Origin of the sequence: Sorangium sp. So ce1153 (assembly GCF_051521595.1) — a bacterium.
Lineage (GTDB): Bacteria > Myxococcota_A > Polyangia > Polyangiales > Polyangiaceae > Sorangium.
In genome coordinates this window covers 11,360,771-11,386,285 of record NZ_CP150361.1, presented here as the reverse complement: position 1 = coordinate 11,386,285, position 25,515 = coordinate 11,360,771, and the positions used below count along the sequence as shown (strand labels likewise).

The following is a 25,515-nucleotide window of genomic DNA, read 5'->3' as shown; positions in this document are numbered from 1 at the left end:
CTCCCTCGCTCCGTCGCTCCCTCGCTCACGCCGCGCGGGCTCCCTCGACCTCGATGCGCGCGCCCAGGGCGCGCAGCGTCCCGACGAAGAGGGGGAAGCTCGTCGCGATGCAGCCCGCGTCGCGCACGCGCGTCGGCCCGCTCGCCGCGAGCCCGAGCACGGCGGCCGTCATCGCGATGCGGTGATCGCCGCGGCTGTCGACGTCGGCGGCGTCGAGCGGCCGGTCGGGCCTGCCCTCGACGAGGAGCCCGTCGGTCCGCTCCTCGCAGCGCAGGCCGAAGGCGCCCAGCACGGACGCCATCGCCGCGATCCGGTCGGTCTCCTGGACGCGCAGCTCCCTCGCGTCGAACACCTCGGTGACGCCGCGCGCCCGCGCGCCGAGGCCGAGCAGGATCGGCAGCTCGTCGATGGCGCGCGCCGCGAGCTCGCCGCCGGCGCGCCCGCCGCGCAGGCTGGCGCCGGCGTTGAAGGAGACGTGCAGGTCGCCGGTCGGCTCGCCGAGGGACTCGCCCTTGATCTCGACGGCGATGGGGCTGTCCATGTCGCGCAGCACCTCGAGCAGGCCGGCGCGCGTGGGGTTGAGGCCCACGCGGCGCGCCGTCACGCGGCTGCCCGGCACGATCTGCGCGGCGGCGAGCAGGAACGCGGCCGCGGAGAGGTCGCCGGGCACGTCGATCTCGAAGGCCGGCAGCGCGCCGGAGAAGCGGAGCGCGTCGAGGCAGACCATGGCGCCGACCGAGTCGATCGGCGCGCCGAGCGCGGTGAGCATGCGCTCGGTGTGGTCGCGCGAGACGATCGGCTCGCGCACGAAGGTGGGGCCGTCGGCGAAGAGGCCGGAGAGGAGGAGGGCGCTCTTCACCTGGTCGCACGAGACGGGGAGCTCGTACTCGATCGACGAGAGCACGTGCGGCTCCGGCAGCGGCCCGACGTCGAGCGGCGCCGTGATCTCGCCGATCTTGCGCGGGTCGAGCTGCCCCTCGATGCGCCCGCCGCGGAGCCGGAGCGGCCTGGCGACGCGCTCCATGGGGCGGCGCGAGAGCGAGGCGTCGCCGGTGAGCCGCGCGGCGAAGCGCTGGGCGACGAGGATGCCCGACAGGAGCCGCATCGTGGTGCCGGAGTTGCCGCAGTCGATGGGGCCGTCCGGGGCGCGCAGGCCGGAGAGCCCGGCGCCCTCGACGATGAGCTCGCCGGGCGTCGGCTCGTCGACGCGTACGCCCAGGGCGCGCAGCGCGCTCACGGTCGAGCGGATGTCGCCGCCCTGCATGCCGCCCTGGACGCGGCTGCGCCCGGTGGCGAGCCCGGCGAGGAGGAGCGCCCGGTGGGCGATGCTCTTGTCCGCAGGGACCGGCACGCTCCCGATGAGCGGCCGCTCCGCCGGGTGGACGATCAGGTCGGGCACGCGTTGCCGTTTAGCAGAACGGCGGCGGCAGGCACAGCGAAGGCACGCGCCTTGGTGCTACGGTCGGCGCCTCGCGGCGGATCGAGCGGATCGAGCGCATAGAGCGGATCGAGCGGATTGACAGGAGACAGGAGGCGACGTGAACGAGGCACTGGACGTGGCGGCGCGCGTGGCGGCTCGGCTCGGCGCGGTCCCGGGGGTGGTGGCGGTCGTGCTGGGCGGCTCACTCTCCCGCGGGGCGGGCCACCCGGACTCGGACATCGATCTGGGCATCTACTACGAGCCGGAGCGCCCGCCCGATCTGGCGGCGCTGCGCGCGCTCGCGCGGGAGCTCTGCGCGAGCGGCGCCGCGGGCGCGGTGGCGCCGCTCGCGCAGGAGCTCCTCCCGAACAGCCTCGATGACGTCGTGACGCCGCCCGGCGCCTGGGGGCCGTGGATCAACGGGGGCGCGTGGCTGGAGGTCGAGGGGCGCCGGGTCGACTGGCTCTACCGCGATCTCGCCCGCGTGCGGCGCGTGATCGAGGAGTGCCGCGCGGGGCAGGTGACGTGCGACTACCAGCCCGGGCACCCGCTCGGCTTCCTGAACGCGATCTACCTGGCCGAGGTCCACGACTGCCGGCCGCTCTTCGACCCGGGGGGCGCGCTCGGGCCGCTGAAGGCCCTCGCGTCGCCGTATCCGCCGGCCCTGCGGCGGGCGATCCTCGACAGGTTCCTGTGGGAGGCCGGCTTCGCGCTCGACACGGCGCACAAGGCGGGGAGTCGCGGCGACGTGCTGTACGTGAGCGGGTGTCTGTTCCGCGCCGCGGCCTGCCTGGTGCAGGCGCTCTTCGCGCTGAACGAGCGCTACGTCTCCAACGAGAAGGGCGCCGTGCAGAGGACGCGGTCGCTCCCGCGGTGCCCCGAGCGCTTCGCCGACCGGGTGGAGGCGATGCTCTCGGCGCCGGGCCTCGACGCGGGCGCGCTGCTCGGGAGTATCGGGCGCATGGAGGCGCTCGCGCGCGAGACGCGCGACCTGTGCCGCCAGGGTGAGCCGAGCTGCTAGCATCGGCCGGGACGGTGGCTGAGGACGCCGCGGGGGCGGGCCTGGGGGCACATCGCGCGAGGACGAGGAGCCATGGAGTCGATCAAGCTGGAGCACGGTCCGTCGGAGGAGCAGCTGGACAAGCTCGGGGCGCGCGGCTGGCCCATCTGGACGAAGGAGGTGTCGACCTTCTCCTGGCACTACGACGAGCCGGAGACCTGCTACGTGCTCGAGGGCGACGTGGTCGTGACGCCCGCGGAGGGCGGCGGCGCGCCGGTGCGCATCCAGGCGGGGGATCTGGTGACGTTCCCGGCGGGGATGAGCTGTACGTGGGAGGTCCGCTCCCCGGTGCGCAAGCACTACCGGTTCGGCTGAGCGGGGCGGCGGGGGGCCGCGGCGCCGAGGCGGATCCTCGATCCGGAAGGCGCAAGCGCACTGGGCGCGATGGCCGGTGTGCGGTGCTTCGGCGCGAGCTGGCTGTCGGCGATCGCCGCCCGGCGGCGCTCTGGCGCGAGCTGGCTGTCAGCGATCGCCGCCCGGCGGCGGTGCGAAGTAAGATAATTTACATGAAATCGCCGCCCGGTGGCGCCTGGCGCAGGTCAACTACCCGCAATGGCCGCCCGGTGGCGTTTTGATGTGAGTCATCTTACGCAGAACTGCTGGCTGGCGGCGCTTTGATGTAACAGATCTTACCATGGATGGCCGCATGAAGCATTGGGCGGTGAGATATCTTACCATTATGGTCGCCTGACACCCGTTCCGCGCGAGTGGATGGCCGCGCAACCGCCGGCAGGCGGCGAAAAAAGCAAGATACCTTACTTTCGTGGGGTGGAGGGCGGCGGATCGAGCAAGACGCTTTGCGTCGGGCGCCAGCGTGGGGACCCGTCGTGGCGTGGCGTCACGAGCGCCCGGCTCAGGCGCCGTCGAACAGCTCGTCGTCATTGCCAACGTCTCCGGGCGCCACGGCGTCGCTGGCCGGCGCGGGTTCAGCCGCGCCCTCGTCGCCGGCCTTCGATCGCGCCGGTCGGCCCGTGCAGACGGCGGATGACCTCGAGGGCGAGAGCGCGCGACTCGGAGCGGTGACGGCCGGGCTGAGCGCAGCCGAGCCGCTCCGCGCCCTCTTGCTTGTGGAGCGCTATCTAGCGGAGAACGTCTCTCCGGCAGCAGCGGCCAAGCTCGAGGCCTTGCGTGCTGAGGCAGACCGGGATCTCGCCGAAGTAGCCTTGAGAATGCCACCCGTGCGGCCGGCCAAGTACGTCTTGCAGGACACGGCATGATCGCCGCTCCCAGCCGCAACAGCTAGACTGGCCGGTGTCCGTGGCCTGAGCTCGATCGTCGTCGTCGCTGGCGGGCGGCGCGATGTCGTCGACCGGCGCGGGCCCGGCGGGCTCGGCGACCACGTCCGTGCTGATGCGCCGCAAACACTGAGCTAAGGCCAGGCCACCCTCGCGCCCCGTCGGTACGCACAAACCTCCTTTGGCTTCTTCATGCAGCCAGTGAGGTTGCCGTTGCCTGCGTTGTTCTTGTATGGATGCTTGTACGATGGTCGGCATGGAACCCCCGCCTCAGCACACCTGATCATGCACTCCACAGGATCCAGCTTCTTGCAGGCTACTACCCAGTTCACTTCCTGCGCGCTCACGCCGATAGACTCCTCATTCGTCGTGCTCGCGGACGGTTCTTCCTCTCCGGCTGTGTTCGCGGGCGATTCTTCCAGGCTTGCGTTGTCCGCCGCTTCCGCCTCAGGGGCGACGCTGCAAGCCGCGTAGAACGCGACCGCCAGCGGAACCACGCCCACGATGAAAGTAGCCGACCTCATGGCCCCTCCTCATCCGATTGCTCGCGTCACACCACGGACCAGCAGGTCCACGGGGTTCACACTGGATCTGCGGATGCGAAGAGCAGGCCAGCTGCGGCTCTGTTGCTGAGCCGCGCCGCACCGAGACACCTCAGCACGCCGACGATCATCCGCGTCACCAGCGTGGGCATGAGCTCCACCGTGAGGCCCAGCCAAGCCGAGATGTGAAGGCATGCGAGTTCCTGCGACGCCGAGGAGGCGGCGCTGGTCACGATGCCCTGGCCGGGCCGTTGTCCCACCTGCGGCGGCGGCTGGTGCCCGATGAGCTTCCGCTTCGACGGCGCACGGTTCTCCAAGCGAGCAAATTAGCCGTCTGACGATGAGAATTTTTGGTCTGACTCCGGAATGTGCCCATGGGCGACAAATGGGGACCATCCAGGATTCACAGCGGGAGAAGATCCATGGTAATTCACCTCTGCGCGAGGAACAGACGCCGCTCCGGCCGAAGCTGGGTGGAAGAGGTGGTGCCGCGCCGGATTGGGCCAGCGCGGCATCCGGTCCCCGCGTTGCGCCGAGGTGAACCTTGCTGCGTCCTGCGCTGGTCGTCTGTTGGTCGAAAGCGGCGGCCGTCACGATGTTCCTCCTCGCGCTTTCACCGGCCTTCGCCGCGCCGCCGCCGCGACCACCGTCGCCATCACGGTCGCCGCGCGTGGCAGCCCTGGTCAGGGAGGCGGAGGCGGCCCTCGATCGGCTGGACATCGCGCGCGCCCGCGACCTGTGGGCGCAGATCTACGATGTCGAGAGATCCACCGTGGCGATCTGCCAGCTCGGGCAGCTGGATCGCCGCCTCGGGCGCTGGGTGGACGCGGCGGGGGAGCTCACGCGCTGCGTGCAGGAGATGCGCCCGCCGGCCACGCCCCTGGAGCAGCGACTCCACGACACACGGCACGCGGACCTGGCCGCGACACGCCGGCAGGTGGCGGAGCTCCGTGTGTTCGCGCCTGCTGGTGCAGCGCCCGTGCTCGCGGACGGCCGTATCATGGACGAGACCGGCCGTATTTACGTCGAGCCGGGGCCACATGAGGTCACTGCCGTGTTGCCGGACGGCCGGAAGGCGCGCTCCACCGTGCGTGTCGCCGCGGGAGAATCGCGGGCTCTCCTCCTGAGCCCGGCGCCTGCGGGGCTTCGCCCCGTCGCCTCGCCGCCGGCGAGGCCCGCGGGCGCGCCGGCACAACCGGTGGCTCCTCCGGCGCCGTGGCTCCTTTACGCGGGCTCAGCAGCGTCGGGGGCGTTCCTGGTGTCCGGGATCGTGCTGCACATCGTGGCATCGGTCGAGGACAGCGCCCTGAGGACCGAGATGTGCAATGCCGACTGGGAGGAGACGGAACCAGCTCGGAGAGCGATGCTCGCCATCGACGTAAAGCAGCACATCAGCACGGCAGCTCTCGTCGCCGGTAGCGCGCTGGGGGCCGCGACGCTGGTGGTCGCGCTGCTGCCGAGCGGCGCCAAGGTCCGCGCGAGCGCGCGCGGCGCGGAGGTGCGTTTCTCGTGGTAGAGCCTGGTATCATCTGGGAAGGTCACCGGATCCTCAGCGAGGTTCACGATGGCATGGTCCGCACGTTCCTCGCCCAACAGGTGGGCGGTGAGGGCGCGACGGTCTGGTTGCACCTGCGCGAGGGCCAGCCGATGGACCGGACGGCCTTCGCTTCGGAGCTTCAGCGCCTGCAGGGCATCGCGCGAGCGGTTCCCCAGGTCGAACCCGCGCTCTACGGCGATGCGGGCGGCCTCTCTGCCTGGGTGGCGTGCCGGCGAAGCCACGGAATCAGCATCAAGGACGCGACGCGCGGGGCCGATCTCGGGGTCACCGCGCTGCGGATGGTGCTCGAGGTCGCCCGCACGATCCAGCGGTGTCACGCGCTGGGCTGGTGCCATGGGGCGCTCGGGCCTGACCGCGTATTCATCACGTCGAAGCGGGACTACAGCATCAGCCAGTTCGGTTTGGTCCGGCTGTTCCGGATCGAGCCGCACGAAGCCGCGCGGGAGCCGCTGGTGGCGGCTCCTGAGCTGCTGCGCGGCGATCGGGTGGGTCCACGAGCCGACGTTTATGGCCTCGGGATCTTGCTCTACGAGCTCGTCTGCCGCCGCTCGCTCGACGTTGGGCTGCCCGGTACGTTGGGGGCGCAGCGGAACCGGCCCACGATCCCCATCGACACACCGCGTGCCGTCGCTACAGCCATCGAGACGGCCTTGGCAGAGGATCCGCGTCGCAGGTACAGAAACGTGGACCACTTCGCCACCGTGCTCGAGGGCCTCGTGGACGCATGGGCCACGCTGGACCGGGAGCCGGGCAGCGGCGGGGAACAGGCCTCTATCGCTAGCGCGGTGCCATCGACCTTGCGCAGCTCCCACCTGGAGGGCCCGCATTCGTCGGTCCCCTCGACGGAAGAGCCGGACGCCCCTTCGTCCGAGGGCGCGCCGGTCGTTTCGATATTGAACGACGATGAGCCTCCGCTGCCGGAGATCCCCTCTCTTGACGTACCATCGCGTACGGCTCCCGCTTCGCAGGAGCGAATGCTGCCACCGCCGCCCTCCCTCGTCCGAGAACCTGGGCGAGCACGGATGATGGCCCCGAGAAACCCTGCCGACACGCCGCCGCGGCGGCTCGCGATCCGCATCGCCGTTTCGGTCGCCGCATTGGCTGCGCTGTGCGCCGGCGCGCTCTGCCTGCTGCGCCCAGCTGGGGTCGTGCTCCGCGCGGAGAAGCTCGCGGTCGATCCGGCATACCGGGGTGTGACGTCGCGTGAGCAGCAGCGTCTGCCGCCCGCGACGTCGACGCCAGCCACGTCGAAGGAAGCGGGCGGCCGCCCGCGCGCTGCGCTCTCGCGGCGAAGGGACGTGGTGGCGAGGTCCGAACCGCGCCGGCCGTACTGCGAGACCGGCGATGTGAGCTGCGGTCCTGCGTTGTACTAGGAGGGCTTCTGTCGATGCGATGTGTTCTTCTGTTCATCGGCGCGAGCGCTGGGATCGGCTGTGTCCCCGATCTGGACTGCCCCGGACGAGGCCCCCACGAAGGGGACCCCGCCGTGTGGCTCCGGAAGGGCACACAGAACGAGGCGCAAGGCTGCTCGGAAGACAGGGATGTTCTCTGGGACGGGTGGGAGAAAGAATCTCCCTCCACCCCGGAGTCGCCCACGTTCGCGCGCGCCTGCGCCGGCGTGGTTCGAGGCGACATCCCCGAGGGGTACACTCTGTGCGTCATCCCCAGCCAGGCGGACGGTGTATGCTGGGAGGGATACGAGGACCGCGCGACGTACGTTGCAGAGGATGGAGAGGAGCACGTCATGTGCTGCACACCCAGGGGGAACCCGCCGACGGTGATCCCTCTAAGCCACGACGGATGCGCCACATGACCGAGACGAGCGCAGGTGTCCTCGGGCGCGCGCTTCCCCCTCTGCTCTGGGCTCTCGTCAGCGCTTCGGGCAGCGGGTGTATCGCGGATCCAGAGGTTGCGGGCAAGGTGATCGTCTCGCGGGACGGCGAAGAGCTGATGATCGACACCGGCGGAAACGGTACGCAGGCCGTGGATGTCGGTGACGAGGTCTCGGGGATGTGCATCTTGCGCAATCAAGGTGAGCTCAGCGTGACACTGGCGAAGGATGGCGAGGCGCTTTCCTTCTTCGACGTGATGGACGAGGCCGACTCGCCTCACACCTCCGCGAGGATCGACGGAGAGCTGTACCAGGGGGCATGCGAGATCGTCGTCCAGGAGCAGAAAAGCGACCCGTACGAGGCCGACGTGGCGGCGGGGCCGTGCGACCTCGTCCGGCTCTTCGACGGTGCGAAGGCGCGCCTCGAGATGGCGATCTTTCACGTCTCGGACTGCAGCGGGGCCGACTAGCCGGGCCAGGTCGGGCGGTCACGCCTACCAGGAAATCCGACCAGCCGCTGCGGGCTCCACGCTGACACCGGACCACGCGAGCGTCCTGATGAAGCGGACGCCGCACGTCGCCACGACCGCCACGTGCTGCGTCGACAGATAGGCCGCCCCGAGCTCCGCGGCCGGGAAGAATCCGAGGTACCGCAGGCACAACCCCCACGCGTTGCACACGGGGACGCGCCCGAGGTCGAGCCGCGCCGTGAGCTCGAAGGAGAGGGGCATGCGGAACGGCATGACCCGGGCCGACGCCGTGGGGCCTCCCAGGAAGCCGAGCCAGCGTGCATCGCCGCTCAGACCGAAGAGCCCCGCGTCAGCGCCGAGGCCGATATCCACGGCGTCACGGAGGGGCCATCGATGCATGCCGGTGACCGACGGCACGATGCCGCCGGTCGCCCGCGCGGCGCTCGCCCCCAGCACGACATAGACCGCCTTGACGTCGACTTGCCACGGAGGCGGCGCACCGCCTTGCGCCCGGGCGCCTGCGGATACGAGCCACAGCGCGACAATCCCGGCGCACGGCCCCGTCAGCGCGCTACGTGTCCCTCTCCGGCGGACCATCGTCGGCCTGCGCATTTCTTCGAGCAGCGCGGAGCGCCGCGAGCCAGTGCGCCTGGTCCGGGTCGCTGTCCCACGGCGGCGCCTCCCGGTAGAGCGTGTCCCAGTATTCCCATACTGCCGCCTCGGCCGTTGCCAGATCGCTCTCGCCTTCGGGCGCCTCCACGACGCGATCCACGAAAGAGCACCATGGTTCCGAGGTGCGGTGGCTCAGGCGCATCCACGGTCGAGCGGGCTCCCCGCCAAAGCGTCCATCGCTGCTCTGGAGATAGCCTTCGCAGGCGCTCTGCGCGAGGGCCCTGCGCCAGTGGTAATTGATCGACATCGTGCAGGTGTCGCGGTACAGCGCTGCCCAGATGCGGTCCTCCTCCGGGACGTCCTCCCGCCATGCGCTCGCATACAGCGCGCGCAACTCCTGCTCGCGTGACGCCAGCTCCTCTCGATTGGCCGGAGGCGGCAGGGCCCTGATGGCGCGGTCGCGCGCGGCGCTCGGCCCGGGGAGCTCAGGCGCGGCGCCCCAGCCGAAGGGCGGCTTCAGCACCGGCGGGATGGGTCTCGTCAGCGTCCTCGGTTTTCCGCGGCGCTCGATCCTAAAACCCCTCCGGAAAGCGCGGAGCGCCTCGGCCCGGAGCTCCTCGGCCGTGTCGTCGGACGTCAGCGTCCGCCAGAGATAGGTCCTGTGGAGGCGAGACGTCGGGTCGGCCGTAGCAAGCTCGCTTGTGTCGGGGCGCTCTTTCTTGAAGGCCTCGATCATGGTGAAGAACGAGCTCCGGACGGCCTCCAGCAGCATCGGCCAGGGGGGAGCCGGCTGCCAGTCGAAGCGTAGGTGGCGGCTCAGGAGGGCACCTGCGTTTCCCTGGCCGACGCCCGGGGGTCGCGAGTCGTCGATCCACCGCGCGAACTTCTCGCGGTGTCGCACTGCCCATTCGCGGTCCTCCTCGAGCAAGTCGTCGCGCCACGCTTCGGCGCAATGCCTTCCCAGATTCTCGAGATACCACGTCCATGTTTCAGGGTCCTTGGTCGTAAAGAGGCCGTGTCCGGCGACCGCTTCGCGCAGCTGGACCCCTCCGGGCGGGAAGCTCGACCACCACTTCACGGCCGATCTCCCGGTTGCCCGCCGGTCGGGTCTGTCGGTTGCCCGCCGGTCGGGTCGGTGGGCGTGGGCGGGCATCCCGGCATATCGTGAACAGTGAACCACGGCTCCTGATCGGCCCAGTCGGTCCACTGACCACCAGCCTGGTAGCGGCACTGCAGCTTGCCCATCCGATGATGAGGCTGCCTCCCCTCGAGCCACCTGATCGCCGTTCCATTCATGCTCAGCCTCGTCAAGTACTCTACCGTGTTTGGCGGCATCGCCGCGATCCGGTCTCTCACCCGGATCCATTCGCAGCGATCGCCGGCGCCTCCCACGCCCCGCGTCTCGGTTAGAATACGACCCCATGGGACTATTTCATCTTTCCGGACGGAGCGGTCTCGGCCTGGCGGGCCCCCGCGCGCTCGCGCGCGCCGCCGGGGCGCTCGGCTTCGTGCTCTCCGCCGGGTGCGCGGCGGAGGCCGTGGACCCGGCGCCCGAGACCTCGGTCGGCGCGGTCGAGGGCACGGACGCCGTCGTCGCCGCCGTGCGCGGCGAGGGCAAGATCACGCTCTACGTCTGCGGCGGCGCGAGCAGCTACGCGACGATGACCCGCTGGTTCGAGGGGACCGCGGAAGCGAGCGGCGCGTTCTCCCTGTCGAAGGGCGGATGGACCGCCAACGCCGAGCCCGGCGGCGACGCCGGCCAGCTGCGCACGCCCGACGGCGCGGAGCTCGCCTTCCAGCTGCGCCCCGCGTCCCTCGACCGCGCCGAGGGCCTCTACGCGGCGGTCGACAGCGGGTGCCGCACCGGGGTGGTCGTCCTCACGCCGGAGGGCGCCGAGGCGCCAGCGCTCCAGGGCACCTGGTGCGGCGCCGGCGACCGCTACGCGCAGGTGACGCCGATCCGCTCGCTCCACGAGATCGATCGGCGCGGGATCGAGGTGCGCGTCGAGGTCGACGGCGCTCGGAAGGACCTCCTCGTGACCCCGCTCGATCAGCCCTGATCGCGCCCTCCGGGGCGCTCCAGCTCCGTCGTTGAATTTCGCCCCGCGCCGATCGAAGCTCGGCAGGTGGCGGAGGCAGCTCGACCGCGGAGGCAGCGCCTCTCCCTGCCCGCGTCGCGCTTCATCGGCCGGGAGGGCGAGCTCGCCGGGATCGCCGAGCTCCTCCGGCGCGGCGACCGGCTGGTGACCCTGTGGGGGCCGGCGGGCATGGGCAAGACGCGACTCGCCCTGGAGCTCGCGAGCCGGTGGGCCGAGGCGCAGCCAGGCGAGGCCGTGTGGCTCTGCGAGCTCACCGCCTGCCGCGACCTGCGCGCCGTCTGCGGCGCCGTCGCGCGCGCGATCGGCGCGCAGGTCGCGGCAGGGCGCCGGGAGGCGACGCTCGTCGAGCGGATCGGCCGCGCGCTCGCGGCGGAGGGACGGGCGCTGCTCGTGCTCGACAACCTCGAGCACGTGCTCGAGCCGGCGGCGCCGGCCCTCGGCGCGTGGGTGCGCGCCGCGCCCGAGCTCCGCTTCCTCGTGACGTCGCGCGAGCGCACCCGCCTGCCCGGGGAGGTGAGCTACGAGCTCGGCCCGCTCGACCTCCCCGCCGAGGGCTCGTCCGAGCGCAGCGCAGCCGTGGCGCTCTTCCTCGATCGCGCGGCCGCCCACCGCGCGTCCACACCGCCGCCGCCGCCGCCCGGCGGCGAGCGCCTCGCCGACGTCGCCGCGCTGGTGCGGCGGCTCGAGGGGATCCCGCTCGCGATCGAGCTCGCGGCGGCGCGCGAGGGGGTCCTCGGCGTCCGCGGCCTGCTCGCGCGCCTCGGGCGCCGGCTCGACCTGCTCGCGGGCGCGGCGCGCGGCAGGGAGGCGCGGCAGGCGACCCTGCGCGGCGCGATCGAGTGGTCGTGGGACCTGCTCGACGACCGCGAGCGCCGGGCGCTCGCCTGCTGCTCGGTGTTCCGCGGGCCGTTCACGCTCGAGGCCGCGGCGGCCGTGCTCGCGGAGCCCGACGCGGCCGCGATCGACCGCGTCGAGGCGCTGCGCGACAAGTCGCTGCTCCGCGCGGCGCCCCCGGGGAGCGACGGGGCGACGCGCTTCGCGCTCTACGAGGGGGTGCGGGAGCTCGCCGCCGAGAAGCTCGCCGAGCGCGGGGAGCGCGAGGGCGCGGCCGAGCGGCACGCCGCCTTCTACCTGGCCGCCGGGGAGGCCGCCGCGGCGGACTTCGAGCGGCGCGGCGCGCTCGACGCGCTCAACCGCATCGCCGGCGATCTGGAGGAGCTGCTCGCCGTCGCCGAGGGCGCGCTCACGGCCGCCGCCGAAGGCGCGCTCGCGGCCGCCGCCGCTGAAGGCGCGCTCGCGGCCGCCGCCGAAGGCGCGCTCGCGGCCGCCGCCGCGGGCCGCCGCGCCGCGGCCGAGCGCGCGCTGCGGGCGCTGTGCGCGGTGGAGCCCGTGCTCAGCACCCGCGGGCCGTTCGGCGCCCAGCTCGAGCCGCTCGACCGCGCGCTCGCCGCGGCCGAGCAGCTCGCGGCGGATCCGCTCGTCGTGGCCCGGGCGCTCGCGGCGCGGGGGCGCGCGCGGCGGCTCCGCGGGCAGGCGGAGGCGGCGCTCGAGGACCTCGGGCGCGCCCGCGCGCAGGCGGCGGCGCTCGGCGCAGAGGCGCTGCTCTCGGGGATCGTCGCGGACCTCGGCGTGCTCCACCACGGGCGGCGCGAGATGGAGCGCGCGCGCGAGCACTACGAGCAGGCGCTCGCGCTCCACCGCGCCCTCGGCGACCGCCGCGCGGAGGGGCGCGCGCTCGGCAACCTCGGCGCGCTCCACCACGACGAGCGCCGCGAGGGCGAGGCCGCCGGCTACTACGAGCGGGCGATCGCGATCGCGGCGGAGATCGGCGACGGCCGGCTCGAGGGGATCTTCTCGACCAACGCCGGCCTGCTCGAGCAGGAGCGCGGCGCGCCCGCGCAGGCGCGGCGGCGCTACGAGCGCGCGGCCGCGATCCTCGGCGAGGTGGGCGACCTCAGGCTGCTCGCGATCACGCTCGGCAACCTGGGCGCGCTCCACCACGAGGAAGGCCGCCTCGCCGAGGCGCGCGCCTGCCACGAGCGCGCCGTGGCGCTGCTCCGCGATGTGGGCGACCGCCGCTCGGAGGCGATCGCCCTCTGCCGGCTGGGCGCGGCGCTCGCGTCGCTGGAGGAGGTAGAAGAGGCGCGGCGCGCGCTGGAGACGGCCGAGCGGCTGCTCGCGCAGCTCGGCGACGAGCCCGACGTGGAGCTCGCGCGGGTGGCGTCGGGCTTCGTCGACCTCGCGCTCGCGCAGGCGGCGCGCCGCGCGGGGCGAGGGGACGATGCGGCCGCGCGCGGGGGGGCAGCGCGGCAGAGGATCGTGCGCGCGCGGGAGGGAGCGGAGGGGGCGCCGTCGAGCGCGAGCCGCTCCGACGACGTGCGGCTGCTGCTCCGGATCCTGGAGCGCAGCCTGGCGGCGCTGGGGCTGCCGGAGGGGCGCGGCGAGGGCGAGGGCGGCGAGCGCGAGCTCCTGCTGACCGAGGGGGCGCGGTTCTGCCGGCCGCCGGGGGGCGCGTGGCACGATCTGCGCGAGCGTCACGCGGCGCGGCGCCTGCTCGTCGCGCTGGCCGAGCAGCAGCGCCGCGCCCCAGGCCGAGGCCTCCCCCTCGCCGCGCTGCAAGAGGCGGGCTGGCCCGGCGAGCGCATCCTCCCGGACGCGGCGGCGAACCGGATCTACGTCGCGATGAACCAGCTGCGGAAGCTCGGCCTCAAGCCGTGGCTCCGGAGGGACGGGGAGGGGTACCTGCTCGATCCCGCGCTGCCGGTCCACCACGTCGCGATCGAGCCGGCGGCGGGGGGCGACGGCCACGTTTAAGGGCGGCTTAAGGAGCGGCCCGGGCCAGGACCTCTAGCCTCGACGGTGGAGGTCCCCCGATGCGCGTCTTCTCCTCGGTTCTCTTCGTGTCCTCGATCGCGCTCGCCGGCTGCGGCGAGCTCCAGCGCCAGGTCCCCGAGCTCGCCGCCGGCTCCGCCGGCGGGGGCGGCGACGCGCCCGGCGGCGGGGGCGCGGTGGGGGACGCGCCCGGCGGCGCGGGAGGCGAGGGCGGCGCGGGAGGCGGCGCGCCGGAGACGGGAGGAGCAGGCGCGGGAGGCGACGCGCCGCTCCCGCCGACGGACGCCTGGCACCGGCAGATCGCCGGCCCCGACATCGAGCAAGCCATGGCCCTGGCGATCGACCCGGGCGCGAACGTGCTCGTCGCCGGCAGCTCGCGCGGGCCTGCCGATTTCGGCGCGGGCCCGACGGCGCTCGCCGGCTTCGAGGATCTCTTCGTGGCGAAGTACACCGACAAGGGCGCCCTGCGCTGGGCGCAGCGCTTCGGCGGAGGCGTGGTGACGAGCACCGGCGCCGCGATCTTCGGCAACGACGGCGTCGCCGTCGTCGGTCATTACGCGAGCCGGCCGCTCGACGTGGGCGCCGTGTCGCTCGAGGCGCCGGAGGACCACGACATCTTCGCGATCGCGCTCGACGGGCAGGGCAACCTGCGCTGGGCGCGCCGCATCGGCGGCCCCGGCGACGATCTCGCTGGCCGCGTGGCCGCCGGTCCCGACGACAGCGTGATCGTCGCCGGCCAGTCCGGGGGCAGCCTCCTGCTCGCCAGGCTCGCCGTCGACGGGACGCCGGTCTTCGAGCGACGGCTCGGGAGCGTCGCCGGCAGCGTGTCCTTGTTCGCGCCGATCGGCGGGGTGGCGGTGGACCGGAGCGGCGACATCTTCGTGGCCGGCAGCTTCTCCGACGGCGCCGATCTCGGCGGCGGCCTGATCACCGGGCTGCGCGGCGACCAGGCCTGGGTGGCGAAGTACTCGGGCCGGACCGGCGCCCACCTCTGGTCGAGGCATTTCGGCGCGCCCGAGGACTACGGCCTGGGCCTCGGCGACGAGGCCCAGGCGCTGCTCGTGGACGCGCGCGGCGACGTGCTGGTCGCCGGCCAGCTCGCGGCGGGCGCCGACCTCGGCAAGGGGCCGATCGACGGCGCGGGCGGCGCGTTCCTCGCGAAGCTCGCCGGAGCGGACGGCGCGCTCCAGTGGGCGAACGTGCTCCCGGCGGCCCGCGTCGGCGGGACGAGCCTGTCGTTCACGCCCGACGGTCGCGTCGCGCTCATCGCCTCGCTCGGCGCACCCTTCGACCTGGGCGGCGGCGCGATCGACGAGCGGGGGAGCTACGTCGCCGTCTATGAGCCCGCGACGGGCGCGTTCGGGTCGCAGCGGCACATCGCCGAGGTCGGCGCGATGATCATCGACACGCAGAACGGGTTCTTCGGCCTGGGCGCCGCGGCGCTCGACGCACAAGGGAGGCTCTCGCTGGTGACGAGCTTCCACGGCGAGGCGCAGAGCGGCTACGGGACGCTGTGGAGCGAGGGCTGGGGCGACGTGCTCCTCGCCCACGTGCCGCTCTAGAAACGCCGGCCCTGGGCCCGCGCCCGCCCCGCGAGCCCTCGCCACCTGCCGCTCCAGAACGCCGGCGCCAGGCCGGCCCGCCTAGCTAGGCGCCCTCGCCCCCGGCCGGCTCGTCGCCGCCCCCCGCCGCCTCGCCCTCCTCGGCCGCCTCGCCCCCCTCGGCCCGCACGGGCGCGGCCCGCTCGGCCGCCTCGCGCGCGAGCGCGCCGGCGTGAATGGCGCGCACCTCGTCGATGGTGCTGGCGTCGGCGGCGGCCTTGTCGGGGCGGTAGCGCTTCACGCGGGCGAAGCGGAGCGCGAGGCCGCCAGGGTACTGCGGGCTCGCCTGCACGCCGTCGAAGGCGATCTCGACGACGAGCTCCGGCCGCACGTAGACCGTGTAGGCGTCGCGCGTGAGCTCGAGCTCGAGCAGTCGCTGCGTCTGCCAGGAGAGCATCTCGTCCGTCATCCCCTTGAACGTCTTGCCGAGCATGACGAAGGCGCCAGCGCCCGGGTCGCGGGCGCCGAGGTGCAGGTTGCTGAGGAGCCCGCGGCGCCTGCCGCTCCCCCACTCGACCGCGAGCACGACGAGATCGAGCGTGTGCGCGCGCTTCACCTTGAGCCACGAGCTGCCGCGCCGCCCGGCCTCGTAGGGCGCGGCCAGCGACTTGGCCATCACGCCCTCGTGGCCGCGGGAGAGCGCGTCGGCGAAGAACGCCTCGGCCTCGGCCGCCGTCGGGAGCTCGATCCGCGGGACGCGCAGCGACCGGTCGAGCACCTGGCGGAGCGCGGCGGCCCGCTCGCTGCCGGGCCGGTCGAGCAGGTCCTCGCCGTCGAGGTGCAGCACGTCGAAGAACAGGGCGCGCAGCGGCAGCTCGGCCCGCAGCGCGGCCACGTCCAGCGTGCGGCCGAAGCGGCGCATCGTGACCTGGAACGGCTGGGGCGCGCCGTCCGGCCGCAGCGCGATCGCCTCGCCGTCCAGCACCAGCGAGCGGGCCGGGAGCGCCCGCACCGCCTCGACGATCTCCGGGACCGCCTTGGTGACGGAGTTGAGGCTGCGGCTGAAGACGCGCACCTCGTCGCCGGCCTTGTGTACCTGCACGCGCGCGCCGTCGAGCTTCCACTCCAGGGCCATCGCGCGGAGCTCGCCGAGCGCCGTGACGATGTCGTCGGCGGCCTGCGCCAGCATCGGCTGCACGGGGCGGAGCAGCTGCAGCGAGAAGCGCTGGAGGCCGAACGCCCCCTCGAGGAGCGCGGCCTTGGCGACCTCGGCCGCGTCGCCGGCGAGCATGACGGCGCGCCGCAGCGAGGCCGGCGGCAGCCCCGCGGCGCGCGCCACCGCCTCGATCATGACCGCCTCGAGCGCGCCCTGGCGGAGCTCGCCGATGAGGAGCCGCGCGAAGAAGTCGCGCTCGAGCTCGGTGGCGCGGGCGAGGAGCCTGCCGAGCGCCGCGCGGCGCTGCCCGGCAGACCCGGGGCCGGTCGTGCGGGCGATGTCCGTGAAGACAGCGTCGGCTTCCCCCAGGGTCAGCGTGGGCTCGGCGGCGGCCGGGCCGGCGCGGCGGGCCTCGGTGACGATCGCCGGCCCGAGGCCGATGCGGCCCTGGCGCAGCCGACCGGCGAGCCAGTCGACGCCGATCTCCACCTCCTCGGGCGAGAGGCGGCGCAGGAGGTCGGCCAGGGCGGCGATCTTCTCGAGACGGCTGGAGGTCGTGGCGACACGCTCGGAGGTGGCGACGAGGTCAGAGACGAGCACGCAGGCATCCTACCCTGGCACCTCACGGGCGCACGCGCAGCGCACGCTCGACGGGTCGTGTGATGAGGCCGCTGCAGTGTGTCCTCTCCTACCGAACCGAGGGACTCCGCAGGATCGAACCTGACCCACAGGCGCCAAGAGTTCTCCGCATGGGCTGAGCGAGAGCCTACCAAAGGGTGTAAGAATGAGGAGCAGAAAAGATCTTTTTCGTGCGGGATCGCAGCCACTTTCGAGTGTAGCCACTTCCGGAGAGCGACGGGGAATTATCAGGTCATTCTCTGGTGTCGAGACATCATGAGGTAGCTGCGGCGGGCGCGGGTGTCCACGCGTGCGGACATCGCGCCGCGCGGACATCTCCGAGAGAGCGCATCCGCCGGTCGGTCGACGGTCTCCCCGCCTCCTGTGAATTTTCCGAAACGTTTGAGGGGATGCCTCAGTAAAGACGAGAAAGACGAGAGCCCCTCCCGTGAAGGCTCACTCCGACGGGGCCGGTGTGGCGAGCAACGCCGTGCCGTCGACGCGGTGGGTGACGACGCGCCAGGTGCCAAAGGGAGGCTCGGCGCGGAAGCTGGGATAGGCGATCAGCGCGGTGCCGTCGCCGGTGCCGGCGAGCGCAGGAGGGTCGTCGAGGTGAGCGTCCGCGGTGACGGGGAACCGGGTGAGCAGCGCCCCGTCGGCGCCGACGAGCGCGCCGAAGACGTCCTCGCTCGCGGGGCCGCACGCCTTCCAGCCGAGCACGAACCGCTGGCCGTCGAAGGCCACGGCGGCGCTGCCGAGGTTCACCCGCGCGACCAGGGTCCAGGAGTCATTGCGCCACGGCGGCAGGCACTCGGGATGCTCCGCGATGACCGTGGGGGCCTCGTCGAGCACCGCGCCATCGGGGCTCACCCGCGTCGTGAGGATACGCGATGAGCCGGTCGTGGCGTCGTGCCAGGCGACCAGGTAATCGCCCGCGCCGTAGGCGAGCGAGAAGGTCAGTACGCGGGCGTCGGGCGGCGTGATGGGGAACCCGCCAGGGTCGAGGACGGTGCCGTCCGGCGCGACGCGGGCGCCGAAGAGCGGGCCGCCGTAGCGGGGATCCTCGACCCAGACGAACAGGTGGTTCACGCCGTCCGAGGCGCTGGCGACGCGGCTGCTGAAGTCATACTCGGGATAGACCGACGCGCTCGGGTAGTCCGCCCCGAAGGTCGCGAGCCCGAGCCCGTTCATGTCGCGGTAGGCGCCGACGAGCGTTTGCCCGCCGCCGCTCGACAGCGCCGGGGGAAAGCGCGGGTTGGTCCAGGTGAAGAACGGAAAGACCTGCGGGGTCGCGCCGGAAGGTCCAACCCGGGCTCCCCCGACCGCGCACTCCACCTCCTGGAAGCTGGGATAGGAGCAATCCCACCATGCGAGCAGGGCGTCCGTTCCATCGAAGGAGACGCGGGGGAAAACCTGCTTCGCCGCGCCGGCGCCGACGTGCGTGGCCGCCGGGGCGACGGGGAGGCCCGCGGCGTCGACGCGGGTCAGGTAGATATCTTCCCGCATCGAGAGCCCGGCGTTGCGGCCGTCGCTCCAGGTCACGGCGAAGCCCTCGCCGTCGAAGGCGACCGCGGGGTGGAGCTGGGCGTTGGCGCTCCTCGAGACGAGCACGCCCCCGTCCGGGTCGAGCACGTCCGCCTCGGGCGCGATGCGCGCGCCGTAGATGGAGGCGCTCGAGCTGCACGTCCCGAGGCGCTCATCGGTCCACGCGATGAAGAGCTGTCCCTGCGCCGAGGCGACGGCCGGGTCCCCGGCGGACCCCTGCAGCACGAGGCCGCCGGGATGAACGGCGGCGCCGTCCGGGGAGAGGTACGCGAAGCGCACCTCGTCGTCCGAGCACTCCGCCTGACCCGCGCTCCACGCGACGGCGCCGTTCGCGCCGTCGAACCCGACGGCGATGCGGCCGTCATTGGTCCACGGAGAGCCGAGCAATGCGCCCGCGGGGTCGAGCAGCTCGCCTCGCGGCGTCATCCACGTGGCCCTGATCCGGTAGGCGCCATCCCACATGGGGTCGCACTCGTCGCCCAGCTCGGGGGGACACTCGAAGTCGCCCCACGCGACGAGGCAGCGGCCCGCCTGGCAGTCCATGTCGCCGGGGTAGATCGGGAGAGACGCCTGCTCCAGCACGGCGCCGGCGGGGTCGATCGTCATCACCTGTCCGCTGTCCGTCTTCGCGCTGCTCCAGGCGATCACGTAGCTTGTCCCGTCGAAGGCGACATTGGCCAGCAGCGAGAGCTGGTCATCGATCAGGACACCCCCGGGGTCCAGCACCGCGCCGTCCAGCGCGACCCGCGCGAAGCGCAGCGACCTCGGGGCCGAGGCAGAGCTGCCCCACTCCTCCCAGAGCACGAGATACCCGGAGCCGCTCGAGGCGACCTTCACCTTGTCCGCGGTCGCGGCCGTGATGAGGCTCGTGCCGAGCAGGTGGCCCTCGCCGCTCACGCGCGCCGCCAGGAGGCCAGGCGAGGAGCCGGCCGGGGTCGGCCGCGCGCCCCGGCCGACGACGAGGAAGCCGTCGCCGTCGGAGGCGACGTCGAGGTGGATGTTCTCGAAGGGCAAGGGGAAGGCGACGTCATCGAGGACGGCCCCGTCCGGGCTCACCCGGGCGGCGTAAGCGTTCACGGGGCGCGAGTCGGCCCAGACCACGAGGTACTCGGCCCCGTTGAAGGCGGCCGCCGGCATGTCCTGGTTCCCGAGCGCCGGGCCCGAGACCGGAGCGTCCAGTCCGAAGGGCGGGTCCTCGTCCGGCGGGTCCTCGTCCGGCGGGTCCTCGTCCGGCGGGTCCTCGTCCGGCGGGTCCTCGTCCGGCGGGTCTTCGTCCGGCGGGTCCTCGTCCGGCGGGTCCTCGTCCGGCGGGTCCTCGTCCGGCGGGTCCTCGTCCGGCGGGTCCTCGTCCGGCGGGTCCTCGTCCGGCGGATCTTCGTCCGGCGGGTCCTCGTCCGGTGGCGACGTCGTGGGCATCGGATCCGGCCCGGAACCGGACCCGGAGGAGGCGGACGAGGAGGACAGCGACGGCGGCGCGCTCTCCTCGGGGGAACTGCAGGCAAGGAGGCCCGTCACGGTGACGCCAGCGGCGATCAGCAACGAGAGTGCACGGTGCGACATGCGAGACCCGCTCTGTTGAAAGGGGGAGTGGACGGCAGGCTGCCGGTGGATAGACCGTATGCGAACGCCCTCACAACGAGAAGCGATCATTTCGGATCAACCTGCGTTCGCCCTCTTCAAACGGCGCGAGCGGCGGTGAGATGCGAGCGCCGATCGGGTACACACCACATGGGTTGATGTGGTGCCGTGCGCGGGCCGCGAAGAGCGCGACGCGGCCCGCGCCGCACCCGGACGAAGGGCCACGCGGCGCAGGTCTTCACGTCCATGTGCTGCCCGACACGCGCGAGAGGCCTCTGCTCGGGCCGCCTCCCCCCGACGGCGCGATCGCTCCGTTTAGTTGACCTCCGCCGCTGGCCTTGATACCGGGTTGGCGGTCAGCGCGCCGTGGGTAGGTGAACACGGCGGGCGGGCGCAGTTTTCCTCAACCACAGCTCAGGAATACCGCCCCCCCGCTGCAAGGCCGCCGTGATCGGGCCTTGGGAGCAGCTGGCTTGGTTTTTGCGCCGCGTCTCTTCGGCAGTCAGACTGTACCGGGAGATGCTGGCGTGGTGTTGGTGTCCGCACGGGAAGGCGACGGAGGTTCTTCGATGGTGGAGCGGCAAGTCCGGAGGCGGGTCGGCGTCGTGATGGGCGGCTCGTCGGGTGAGCGCGAAGTGTCCCTGCGCTCGGGCGCGGCCGTCGCCGAGGCGCTCGAGGCGCGCGGGTACGATGTCGTCCGGATCACGCTCGGCGACCGGTTCGGCACCGAGCTCTGCGCCACGCTGCAGCGCGCGCAGCTCGACGCGGCGTTCCTGGCCCTGCACGGGCGGCTCGGTGAGGACGGGTGCGTGCAAGGTGTCCTGGAGCTCGCCCAGATCCCCTACACCGGGTCGAGCGTGCTCGCGAGCGCCCTCGCGATGGACAAGCTCAAGGCCAAGGAGATGTTCCGGCTGCACAACGTGCCGACGCCTCCCTACTACACTGTGGGCGCGCACCAGAATCTCGACGAGCTCGACGCGATCCATGGCTCGTTCGGGTTCCCGGTCATCGTGAAGCCGCGCGGCGAGGGCTCGAGCCTCGGCGTGGCCAAGGCCGGGTCGCTCGAGGAGCTCCAGGCGGCGCTCGCGGTGGCGTTCGAGTTCGACGACGCCGCCATCGTGGAGCGGTTCGTGTCCGGGACCGAGGTCAACGTGGGGATCCTGGACGGGAAGGTCCTTGGCGCGATCGAGATCGTCCCGAAGAAGGGGCTCTATGACTACGAGGCCAAGTACACGCCGGGGATGACCGAGTATCACATGCCGGCGCGCCTCCCGCCGACGCGGTATCGCGGGATCCTCAACCTGGCGGAGCGGGCGGCCCAGGCGCTCGGGTGCACCGGCGCCGTGCGCGTGGACCTGCTCGTGACCGGCGGAGAGAACGAGTACGTGCTCGAGGTGAACACCCTGCCGGGCATGACCCAGACGAGCCTCCTGCCGAAGATCGCGGAGGCCGCAGGCTACGAGTTCGGCGACCTCTGCGAGGCCATCCTCGCGAGCGCCCGGCTGCACCAGCCGGTGCGGCGCCGCGCGCCCGCCGCGTCGGAGCTCCGGCTCAACGAGCGGGGGCAGGCGGAGAAGCGCCTGCGGCTCGTGAAGTCGGCGGGCTGAGGGAGGGCGCCCCGCGCGGGGCGCCCAGCAGCACCGGGCATGTGGAGCCCATGCCACTGCCCTCGGGGGCAGATCAGCGCAAAGTCTGAATCGTAGGTCCGGTAGCAGGGGGCCGCGCCGCGCGTGGACCGCGGCCAGGGAGCCGGCACCGCGGCGGCCAGGGCCGCAGCGAGCAGCCAGGGCGCGGCCGAGCCGACGGGGCCAGGGCCGGCGTCGGGCGCCGCGGCGCAGCCGTTTCCGCGCAGGTGCGGCGGGCCGCTCCCCTCCGGGGCGGGCGTGAGCGGCGCGCCGCCGGAGCCGCCGTCGCCGCCAGAGCAGCCGGCGCCGCTGCTGGCACCGCCCGAGCCGGTCGCCCCGGCGGCGCCGCCGCCCTGGCCATCGCCGCTGGAGCCGCCGTCGCCGCCCGCGCCGCCGCCAGAACCGTCGGAGCCCTCCGCGAGCAAGCAACCCCCGGCGATGCACTCGCCGCCCGGACAGGGCGCGCGGTCGAGCTTGTAGCGCTGTGCGCAGTTGCCGGTGGCCGGCGCGCAGAAGGCGACCCGGCAGACGGCGGCGTCGGGCTGCAACTCCGGTCGGGAGAAGATTCCGATTCTCTTCGTGTCCGGGATCGAGGGTTTCTACAAGATCGTGAGGCGCACTGGCGCGCCTCACACGCTCCGCAAGCCGTGCGATCCGGACGAGCTCCTCTCAGCTCCTCTCGATGGTCGTGCGCGCGCTGGAGGAGCGGATCGCTCCAAGTCCGCCCAGGGGGTGACGCCCGGGGGCGTATGGCTGCTTGCGGTGCCTGACAGGTGGGCCAAGGTTCGTCGCGAGTCATGAGCTCCCCGCCAGCGCGCATTTCGAGCTCGCCCGCCATCCGCTACGGCACAGCCCTGATCTCCGGCGCGGTCGCGCTCCTCCTCGCCGCCGAGGCGCCCCGGGGTATGGCCTTGAAGCTCCCGCTCGTCATGTTCTATGCGGTGCTGATCGTCACCAGCGCCTGGGTCGGCGGGCTCTGGCCGGGGCTCATCGCGACGGTGCTTTGCACGATGGGGGCCGTTTACTGGATCGAGCCGTACCGCGTCATTCGCATCAGCCATCCGGCCGATATCCTCGGCGTGGTGCTGTTCCTCCTGATGGGCGCGGCGCTCAGCGCGCTCGGCGAGAGCGTGGTCAGGTCGATCCGGGTCGAGCGCGCCTCGCGCGAGCTGGCGGAGCGCGCCGAGGCGGCGGAGCGCTCCGCCGGGCAGCTCAGGGAGCATATGCTCGCGATGGTCGCCCACGATCTTCGCGATCCGCTCGGCGTCATCGACATGAACGCCGCGCTGATCGCGAGGGCCTCTGCCGCGGGCGCGGGCGCGGAGATCTCGCGCCGCGCGGCGGTCGTACACCGGACCGTGCAACGGATGAACCGCCTCCTCCGCAGCCTGCTCGACACGGCGTCGATCGACTCCGGCGGGATGTCGCTCGACCTCGTGGCCGAGTCCGCGGCGGCGCTGCTCGTCGAGGCGGTCGAGGCCCACGCCGACGACGCAGAGGCGAAGTCCATCCAGCTGCGCCACGAGGCTCCGGCGGGGCTCCCTGCCATGCTCTGCGACCGCGATCGGATCCTCCAGGTGCTCACCAACCTGATCGTCAATGCGCTGAAGTTCACGCCGCCCGGCGGGAAGATCACCGTGCGCGCCGGCGTGTCGGGCGGCTCCGTGCGGTTCAGCGTGACCGACACGGGGCTCGGGATCGACCCGGGCAGGCTGCCGCGGATCTTCGAACGCTACTTCGGCGAGCGGCGAAAGCGCGACGGCGGGCTAGGCCTCGGCCTCTTCATCGCGAAGGCGATCGTGGAGGCGCACCACGGCACCATCGAGGCCGAAAGCAGGGTGGGAGAGGGCTCGTCGTTCTCCTTCACCGTGCCCATCGCCAGCGCGGCGGGCGCCGCGGAGCAGGCGGCGGGCGCCGCGGAGCAGGCGGCGGGCGCCGCGGAGCAGCCCAGCGCCGGGGAGCCGGCGACGGCGGCGAGCGCCCACGGCTCCCCCACGGCGTGACGGCGCGCGCGGCGCCGGCGCGCCCGGGCAGGAGCGCTGCTCACACGAGCGACGTGCAGATCCCGACCCGAGGATGGTACACGCCGACTCTGCGCTTCGCGCCGCCCGCCTCGGGCGTCACGAGGACTACCATGCTCCGATCGACCGGAGCGTCGGCGCGGATCCGCACGTGCTCGCCGGCGACGACGATGTGCCAGATCTTCACCGTCCCGAACCTCGTCACGACGACACCCTCGTAGATCTGCGCGGGCGACGGCGCGCCGCGCAGCGCCAGGCGACAGGCGGTGTAGCTGCCCAGCGCCTGATACAGGAGCACGAACGGCATGAGCGCGAACGAGAAGGCGAGCACCGTCTCGACGAACGAGATGTGCCGGTAAAAGGAGCCGACCACGAGGAGCGCGGCCCAGAAGAGCAAGGCGTACCCGACGCCGGCGAGCTGGTGCCGGGCGTGGCGCAGCGCCGCCCAGGGGCGCGGGGGTGGCCCGCGAAGCTCCGCCGGCAGCTGGATCGCGTCGAGTGACTCCATCGTACAGCTTCGACATACCCTCGATGCCCGCGGAGCTCAATCGTGCATCGCGGGATCAGCCCCCTTGCCGCTGCCCGGCGTCGAGCACGCACGCCGCGCGCGGGTCGAGCGCGCCGCTCGCTCAGCTCGCCTGGATCCGCGCGGGTCGCCGAGTTCCTCTGGAAATCTCCGCCGGGTGGCGCACGATCAGCCGCACCATGACCACCCAGCGCAACCGCAAGATCGTCCTCGCCGCCCGGCCGTCCGGCGAGCCCAAGGTGTCTGATTTCCAGCTGATCGAGGAGCAGCTCGCCGAGCCCGGCGAGGGCCGCGCGCTGCTGCGCACGCTCTATCTGTCGCTGGATCCGTACATGCGCGGCCGCATGAACGCCGGCAAGTCGTACGCGCCGCCGGTCGAGATCGGCGACGTGATGGTCGGCGGCACCGTCAGCGAGGTGCTCCGGTCGAGCGTCGCCGGCCTGTCGCCGGGCGACATCGTCGAGGGGAGGACGGGCTGGCAGGCGTACGCGGTCACCGATGGAAGCGGCCTGCGCAAGGTAGACCCGGCGCTCGCGCCGGTCTCGACCGCGCTCGGCGTGCTGGGCATGCCGGGCATGACGGCGTACACCGGGCTGCTCAACCTCGGCCAGCCGAAGCCGGGCGAGACCGTGGTGGTCGCGGCCGCCTCGGGGGCGGTGGGCTCGGTCGTCGGGCAGATCGCCAAGATCAAGGGCTGCCGCGCCGTCGGCGTCGCGGGCGGGCAGCAGAAGTGCGACTACGTCGTGAGCGAGCTCGGGTTCGACGCCTGCATCGACCACCGCCGCCCCGACCTGGCCGAGCGCCTGAAGGAGGCCTGCCCCGACGGGATCGACGTCTACTTCGAGAACGTCGGCGGCGCCGTGTTCGAGGCGGCGCTGCCGCTGCTGAACCCCTTCGCCCGCGTGCCTGTCTGCGGCCTCATCGCCCACTACAACGACGCCGCGCCGCCCCCCGGGCCAGACCGCCTGCCGGACCTGATGCGGCAGGTGCTCTCGAAGCGGCTGATGCTGCGCGGCTTCATCGTCGGCGACTTCGCCGAGCAACGCCCCGAGTTCCTCCAGGAGGCGAGCCGGTGGATCCGCGAGGGTCGCCTCAAGTACCGCGAGGACGTCGTCGAGGGGCTGGACAGGGCGCCAGAGGCCTTCATCGGGCTGCTCAAGGGCGAGAACTTCGGCAAGCTGCTCGTGCGCGTCGCTTCCTGAGCGGGATTCCAGGAGGATCCATGAGAAGAGATTGAACCACAGAG

At 72.8% G+C, this 25,515-nt stretch carries 20 protein-coding genes; 12 read left to right on the top strand and 8 right to left on the bottom strand.

From position 1 onward, the window contains the following. Nucleotides 1-25 precede the first annotated feature (25 nt). Nucleotides 26-1,399: a 3-phosphoshikimate 1-carboxyvinyltransferase gene (gene aroA, locus WME85_RS41405; protein ID WP_437829397.1), complete on the bottom strand. Its 1,374-nt coding sequence runs from the start codon at nt 1,397-1,399 to the stop codon at nt 26-28. Between the two features lie 139 nt (nt 1,400-1,538). On the opposite strand from aroA, the gene WME85_RS41400 reads away from it, so the two are divergent. After that, nucleotides 1,539-2,441: a nucleotidyltransferase domain-containing protein gene (locus tag WME85_RS41400; protein ID WP_437829395.1), complete on the top strand. Its 903-nt coding sequence runs from the start codon at nt 1,539-1,541 to the stop codon at nt 2,439-2,441. 72 nt (nt 2,442-2,513) lie between these two features. Beyond that, the gene (locus WME85_RS41395) at nt 2,514-2,795 is read left to right on the top strand and encodes a cupin domain-containing protein (RefSeq protein WP_437829393.1); all 282 of its coding nucleotides are present in this window, start codon (nt 2,514-2,516) and stop codon (nt 2,793-2,795) included. Nucleotides 2,796-3,849: 1,054 nt separating this feature from the next. Here the strand turns inward: WME85_RS41395 and WME85_RS41390 are convergent. Both WME85_RS41390 and WME85_RS41385 read right to left on the bottom strand, forming a co-directional pair. Continuing rightward, nucleotides 3,850-4,239, bottom strand: coding sequence for a hypothetical protein (locus WME85_RS41390; RefSeq protein WP_437829391.1), 390 nt, complete (start codon nt 4,237-4,239; stop codon nt 3,850-3,852). A gap of 56 nt (nt 4,240-4,295) precedes the next feature. Further along, on the bottom strand, nt 4,296-4,574 hold the full coding sequence (locus WME85_RS41385) for a hypothetical protein (RefSeq protein ID WP_437829389.1): 279 nt from the start codon (nt 4,572-4,574) through the stop codon (nt 4,296-4,298). Between the two features lie 353 nt (nt 4,575-4,927). Here WME85_RS41385 and WME85_RS41380 point away from each other — a divergent pair, with 353 nt between their 5' ends. The 3 genes from WME85_RS41380 to WME85_RS41370 all read left to right on the top strand — a co-directional run bounded on the left by WME85_RS41380 (nt 4,928) and on the right by WME85_RS41370 (nt 8,116). Further along, complete coding sequence (locus WME85_RS41380) at nt 4,928-5,773, top strand: hypothetical protein (RefSeq protein WP_437829387.1); 846 nt, start codon at nt 4,928-4,930, stop codon at nt 5,771-5,773. A 53-nt stretch (nt 5,774-5,826) separates the two neighbouring features. Further along, on the top strand, nt 5,827-7,188 hold the full coding sequence (locus tag WME85_RS41375; protein ID WP_437829385.1) for a protein kinase domain-containing protein: 1,362 nt from the start codon (nt 5,827-5,829) through the stop codon (nt 7,186-7,188). A gap of 436 nt (nt 7,189-7,624) precedes the next feature. Further along, nucleotides 7,625-8,116 (top strand): hypothetical protein, encoded by a 492-nt coding sequence (locus tag WME85_RS41370; protein ID WP_437829383.1) that lies wholly within the window; start codon nt 7,625-7,627, stop codon nt 8,114-8,116. A gap of 24 nt (nt 8,117-8,140) precedes the next feature. On the opposite strand, the gene WME85_RS41365 is transcribed toward WME85_RS41370, so the two are convergent. Together WME85_RS41365 and WME85_RS41360 are read right to left on the bottom strand one after the other, a co-directional pair. Continuing rightward, complete coding sequence (locus WME85_RS41365; RefSeq protein ID WP_437829381.1) at nt 8,141-8,572, bottom strand: hypothetical protein; 432 nt, start codon at nt 8,570-8,572, stop codon at nt 8,141-8,143. Nucleotides 8,573-8,687: 115 nt separating this feature from the next. Then, nucleotides 8,688-9,629 carry a hypothetical protein gene (locus tag WME85_RS41360; protein WP_437829379.1) on the bottom strand — a complete coding sequence of 314 codons (942 nt, stop codon included), beginning with the start codon at nt 9,627-9,629 and terminating at the stop codon, nt 8,688-8,690. Nucleotides 9,630-10,149: 520 nt separating this feature from the next. On the opposite strand from WME85_RS41360, the gene WME85_RS41355 reads away from it, so the two are divergent. The 3 genes from WME85_RS41355 to WME85_RS41345 all read left to right on the top strand — a co-directional run bounded on the left by WME85_RS41355 (nt 10,150) and on the right by WME85_RS41345 (nt 15,221). Next, nucleotides 10,150-10,788: a hypothetical protein gene (locus WME85_RS41355; protein ID WP_437829376.1), complete on the top strand. Its 639-nt coding sequence runs from the start codon at nt 10,150-10,152 to the stop codon at nt 10,786-10,788. Between the two features lie 66 nt (nt 10,789-10,854). Further along, on the top strand, nt 10,855-13,641 hold the full coding sequence (locus WME85_RS41350; RefSeq protein ID WP_437829374.1) for an ATP-binding protein: 2,787 nt from the start codon (nt 10,855-10,857) through the stop codon (nt 13,639-13,641). A gap of 59 nt (nt 13,642-13,700) precedes the next feature. Next, nucleotides 13,701-15,221 carry a hypothetical protein gene (locus tag WME85_RS41345; RefSeq protein ID WP_437829372.1) on the top strand — a complete coding sequence of 507 codons (1,521 nt, stop codon included), beginning with the start codon at nt 13,701-13,703 and terminating at the stop codon, nt 15,219-15,221. Between the two features lie 85 nt (nt 15,222-15,306). Here the strand turns inward: WME85_RS41345 and WME85_RS41340 are convergent, their stop codons facing one another. Together WME85_RS41340 and WME85_RS41335 are read right to left on the bottom strand one after the other, a co-directional pair. After that, the gene (locus tag WME85_RS41340) at nt 15,307-16,956 is read right to left on the bottom strand and encodes an ATP-dependent DNA ligase (RefSeq protein ID WP_437829369.1); all 1,650 of its coding nucleotides are present in this window, start codon (nt 16,954-16,956) and stop codon (nt 15,307-15,309) included. Between the two features lie 474 nt (nt 16,957-17,430). Next, nucleotides 17,431-20,079, bottom strand: coding sequence for a hypothetical protein (locus tag WME85_RS41335; protein WP_437829367.1), 2,649 nt, complete (start codon nt 20,077-20,079; stop codon nt 17,431-17,433). Between the two features lie 587 nt (nt 20,080-20,666). Between WME85_RS41335 and WME85_RS41330 the strand changes: the two genes are divergently transcribed. From WME85_RS41330 to WME85_RS41320, 3 genes are all read left to right on the top strand, one after another. Beyond that, nucleotides 20,667-21,704, top strand: coding sequence for a D-alanine--D-alanine ligase (locus tag WME85_RS41330; RefSeq protein ID WP_437829364.1), 1,038 nt, complete (start codon nt 20,667-20,669; stop codon nt 21,702-21,704). Nucleotides 21,705-21,827: 123 nt separating this feature from the next. Next, nucleotides 21,828-22,202, top strand: coding sequence for a hypothetical protein (locus WME85_RS41325; protein ID WP_437829362.1), 375 nt, complete (start codon nt 21,828-21,830; stop codon nt 22,200-22,202). A 317-nt stretch (nt 22,203-22,519) separates the two neighbouring features. Further along, nucleotides 22,520-23,725 carry a sensor histidine kinase gene (locus WME85_RS41320; protein ID WP_437829360.1) on the top strand — a complete coding sequence of 402 codons (1,206 nt, stop codon included), beginning with the start codon at nt 22,520-22,522 and terminating at the stop codon, nt 23,723-23,725. Nucleotides 23,726-23,765: 40 nt separating this feature from the next. Here WME85_RS41320 and WME85_RS41315 read toward each other — a convergent pair whose 3' ends face one another. Further along, on the bottom strand, nt 23,766-24,251 hold the full coding sequence (locus WME85_RS41315) for a hypothetical protein (RefSeq protein WP_437829357.1): 486 nt from the start codon (nt 24,249-24,251) through the stop codon (nt 23,766-23,768). A gap of 197 nt (nt 24,252-24,448) precedes the next feature. On the opposite strand from WME85_RS41315, the gene WME85_RS41310 reads away from it, so the two are divergent. Then, nucleotides 24,449-25,471 (top strand): NADP-dependent oxidoreductase, encoded by a 1,023-nt coding sequence (locus tag WME85_RS41310; protein ID WP_437829356.1) that lies wholly within the window; start codon nt 24,449-24,451, stop codon nt 25,469-25,471. Nucleotides 25,472-25,515 lie beyond the last annotated feature (44 nt).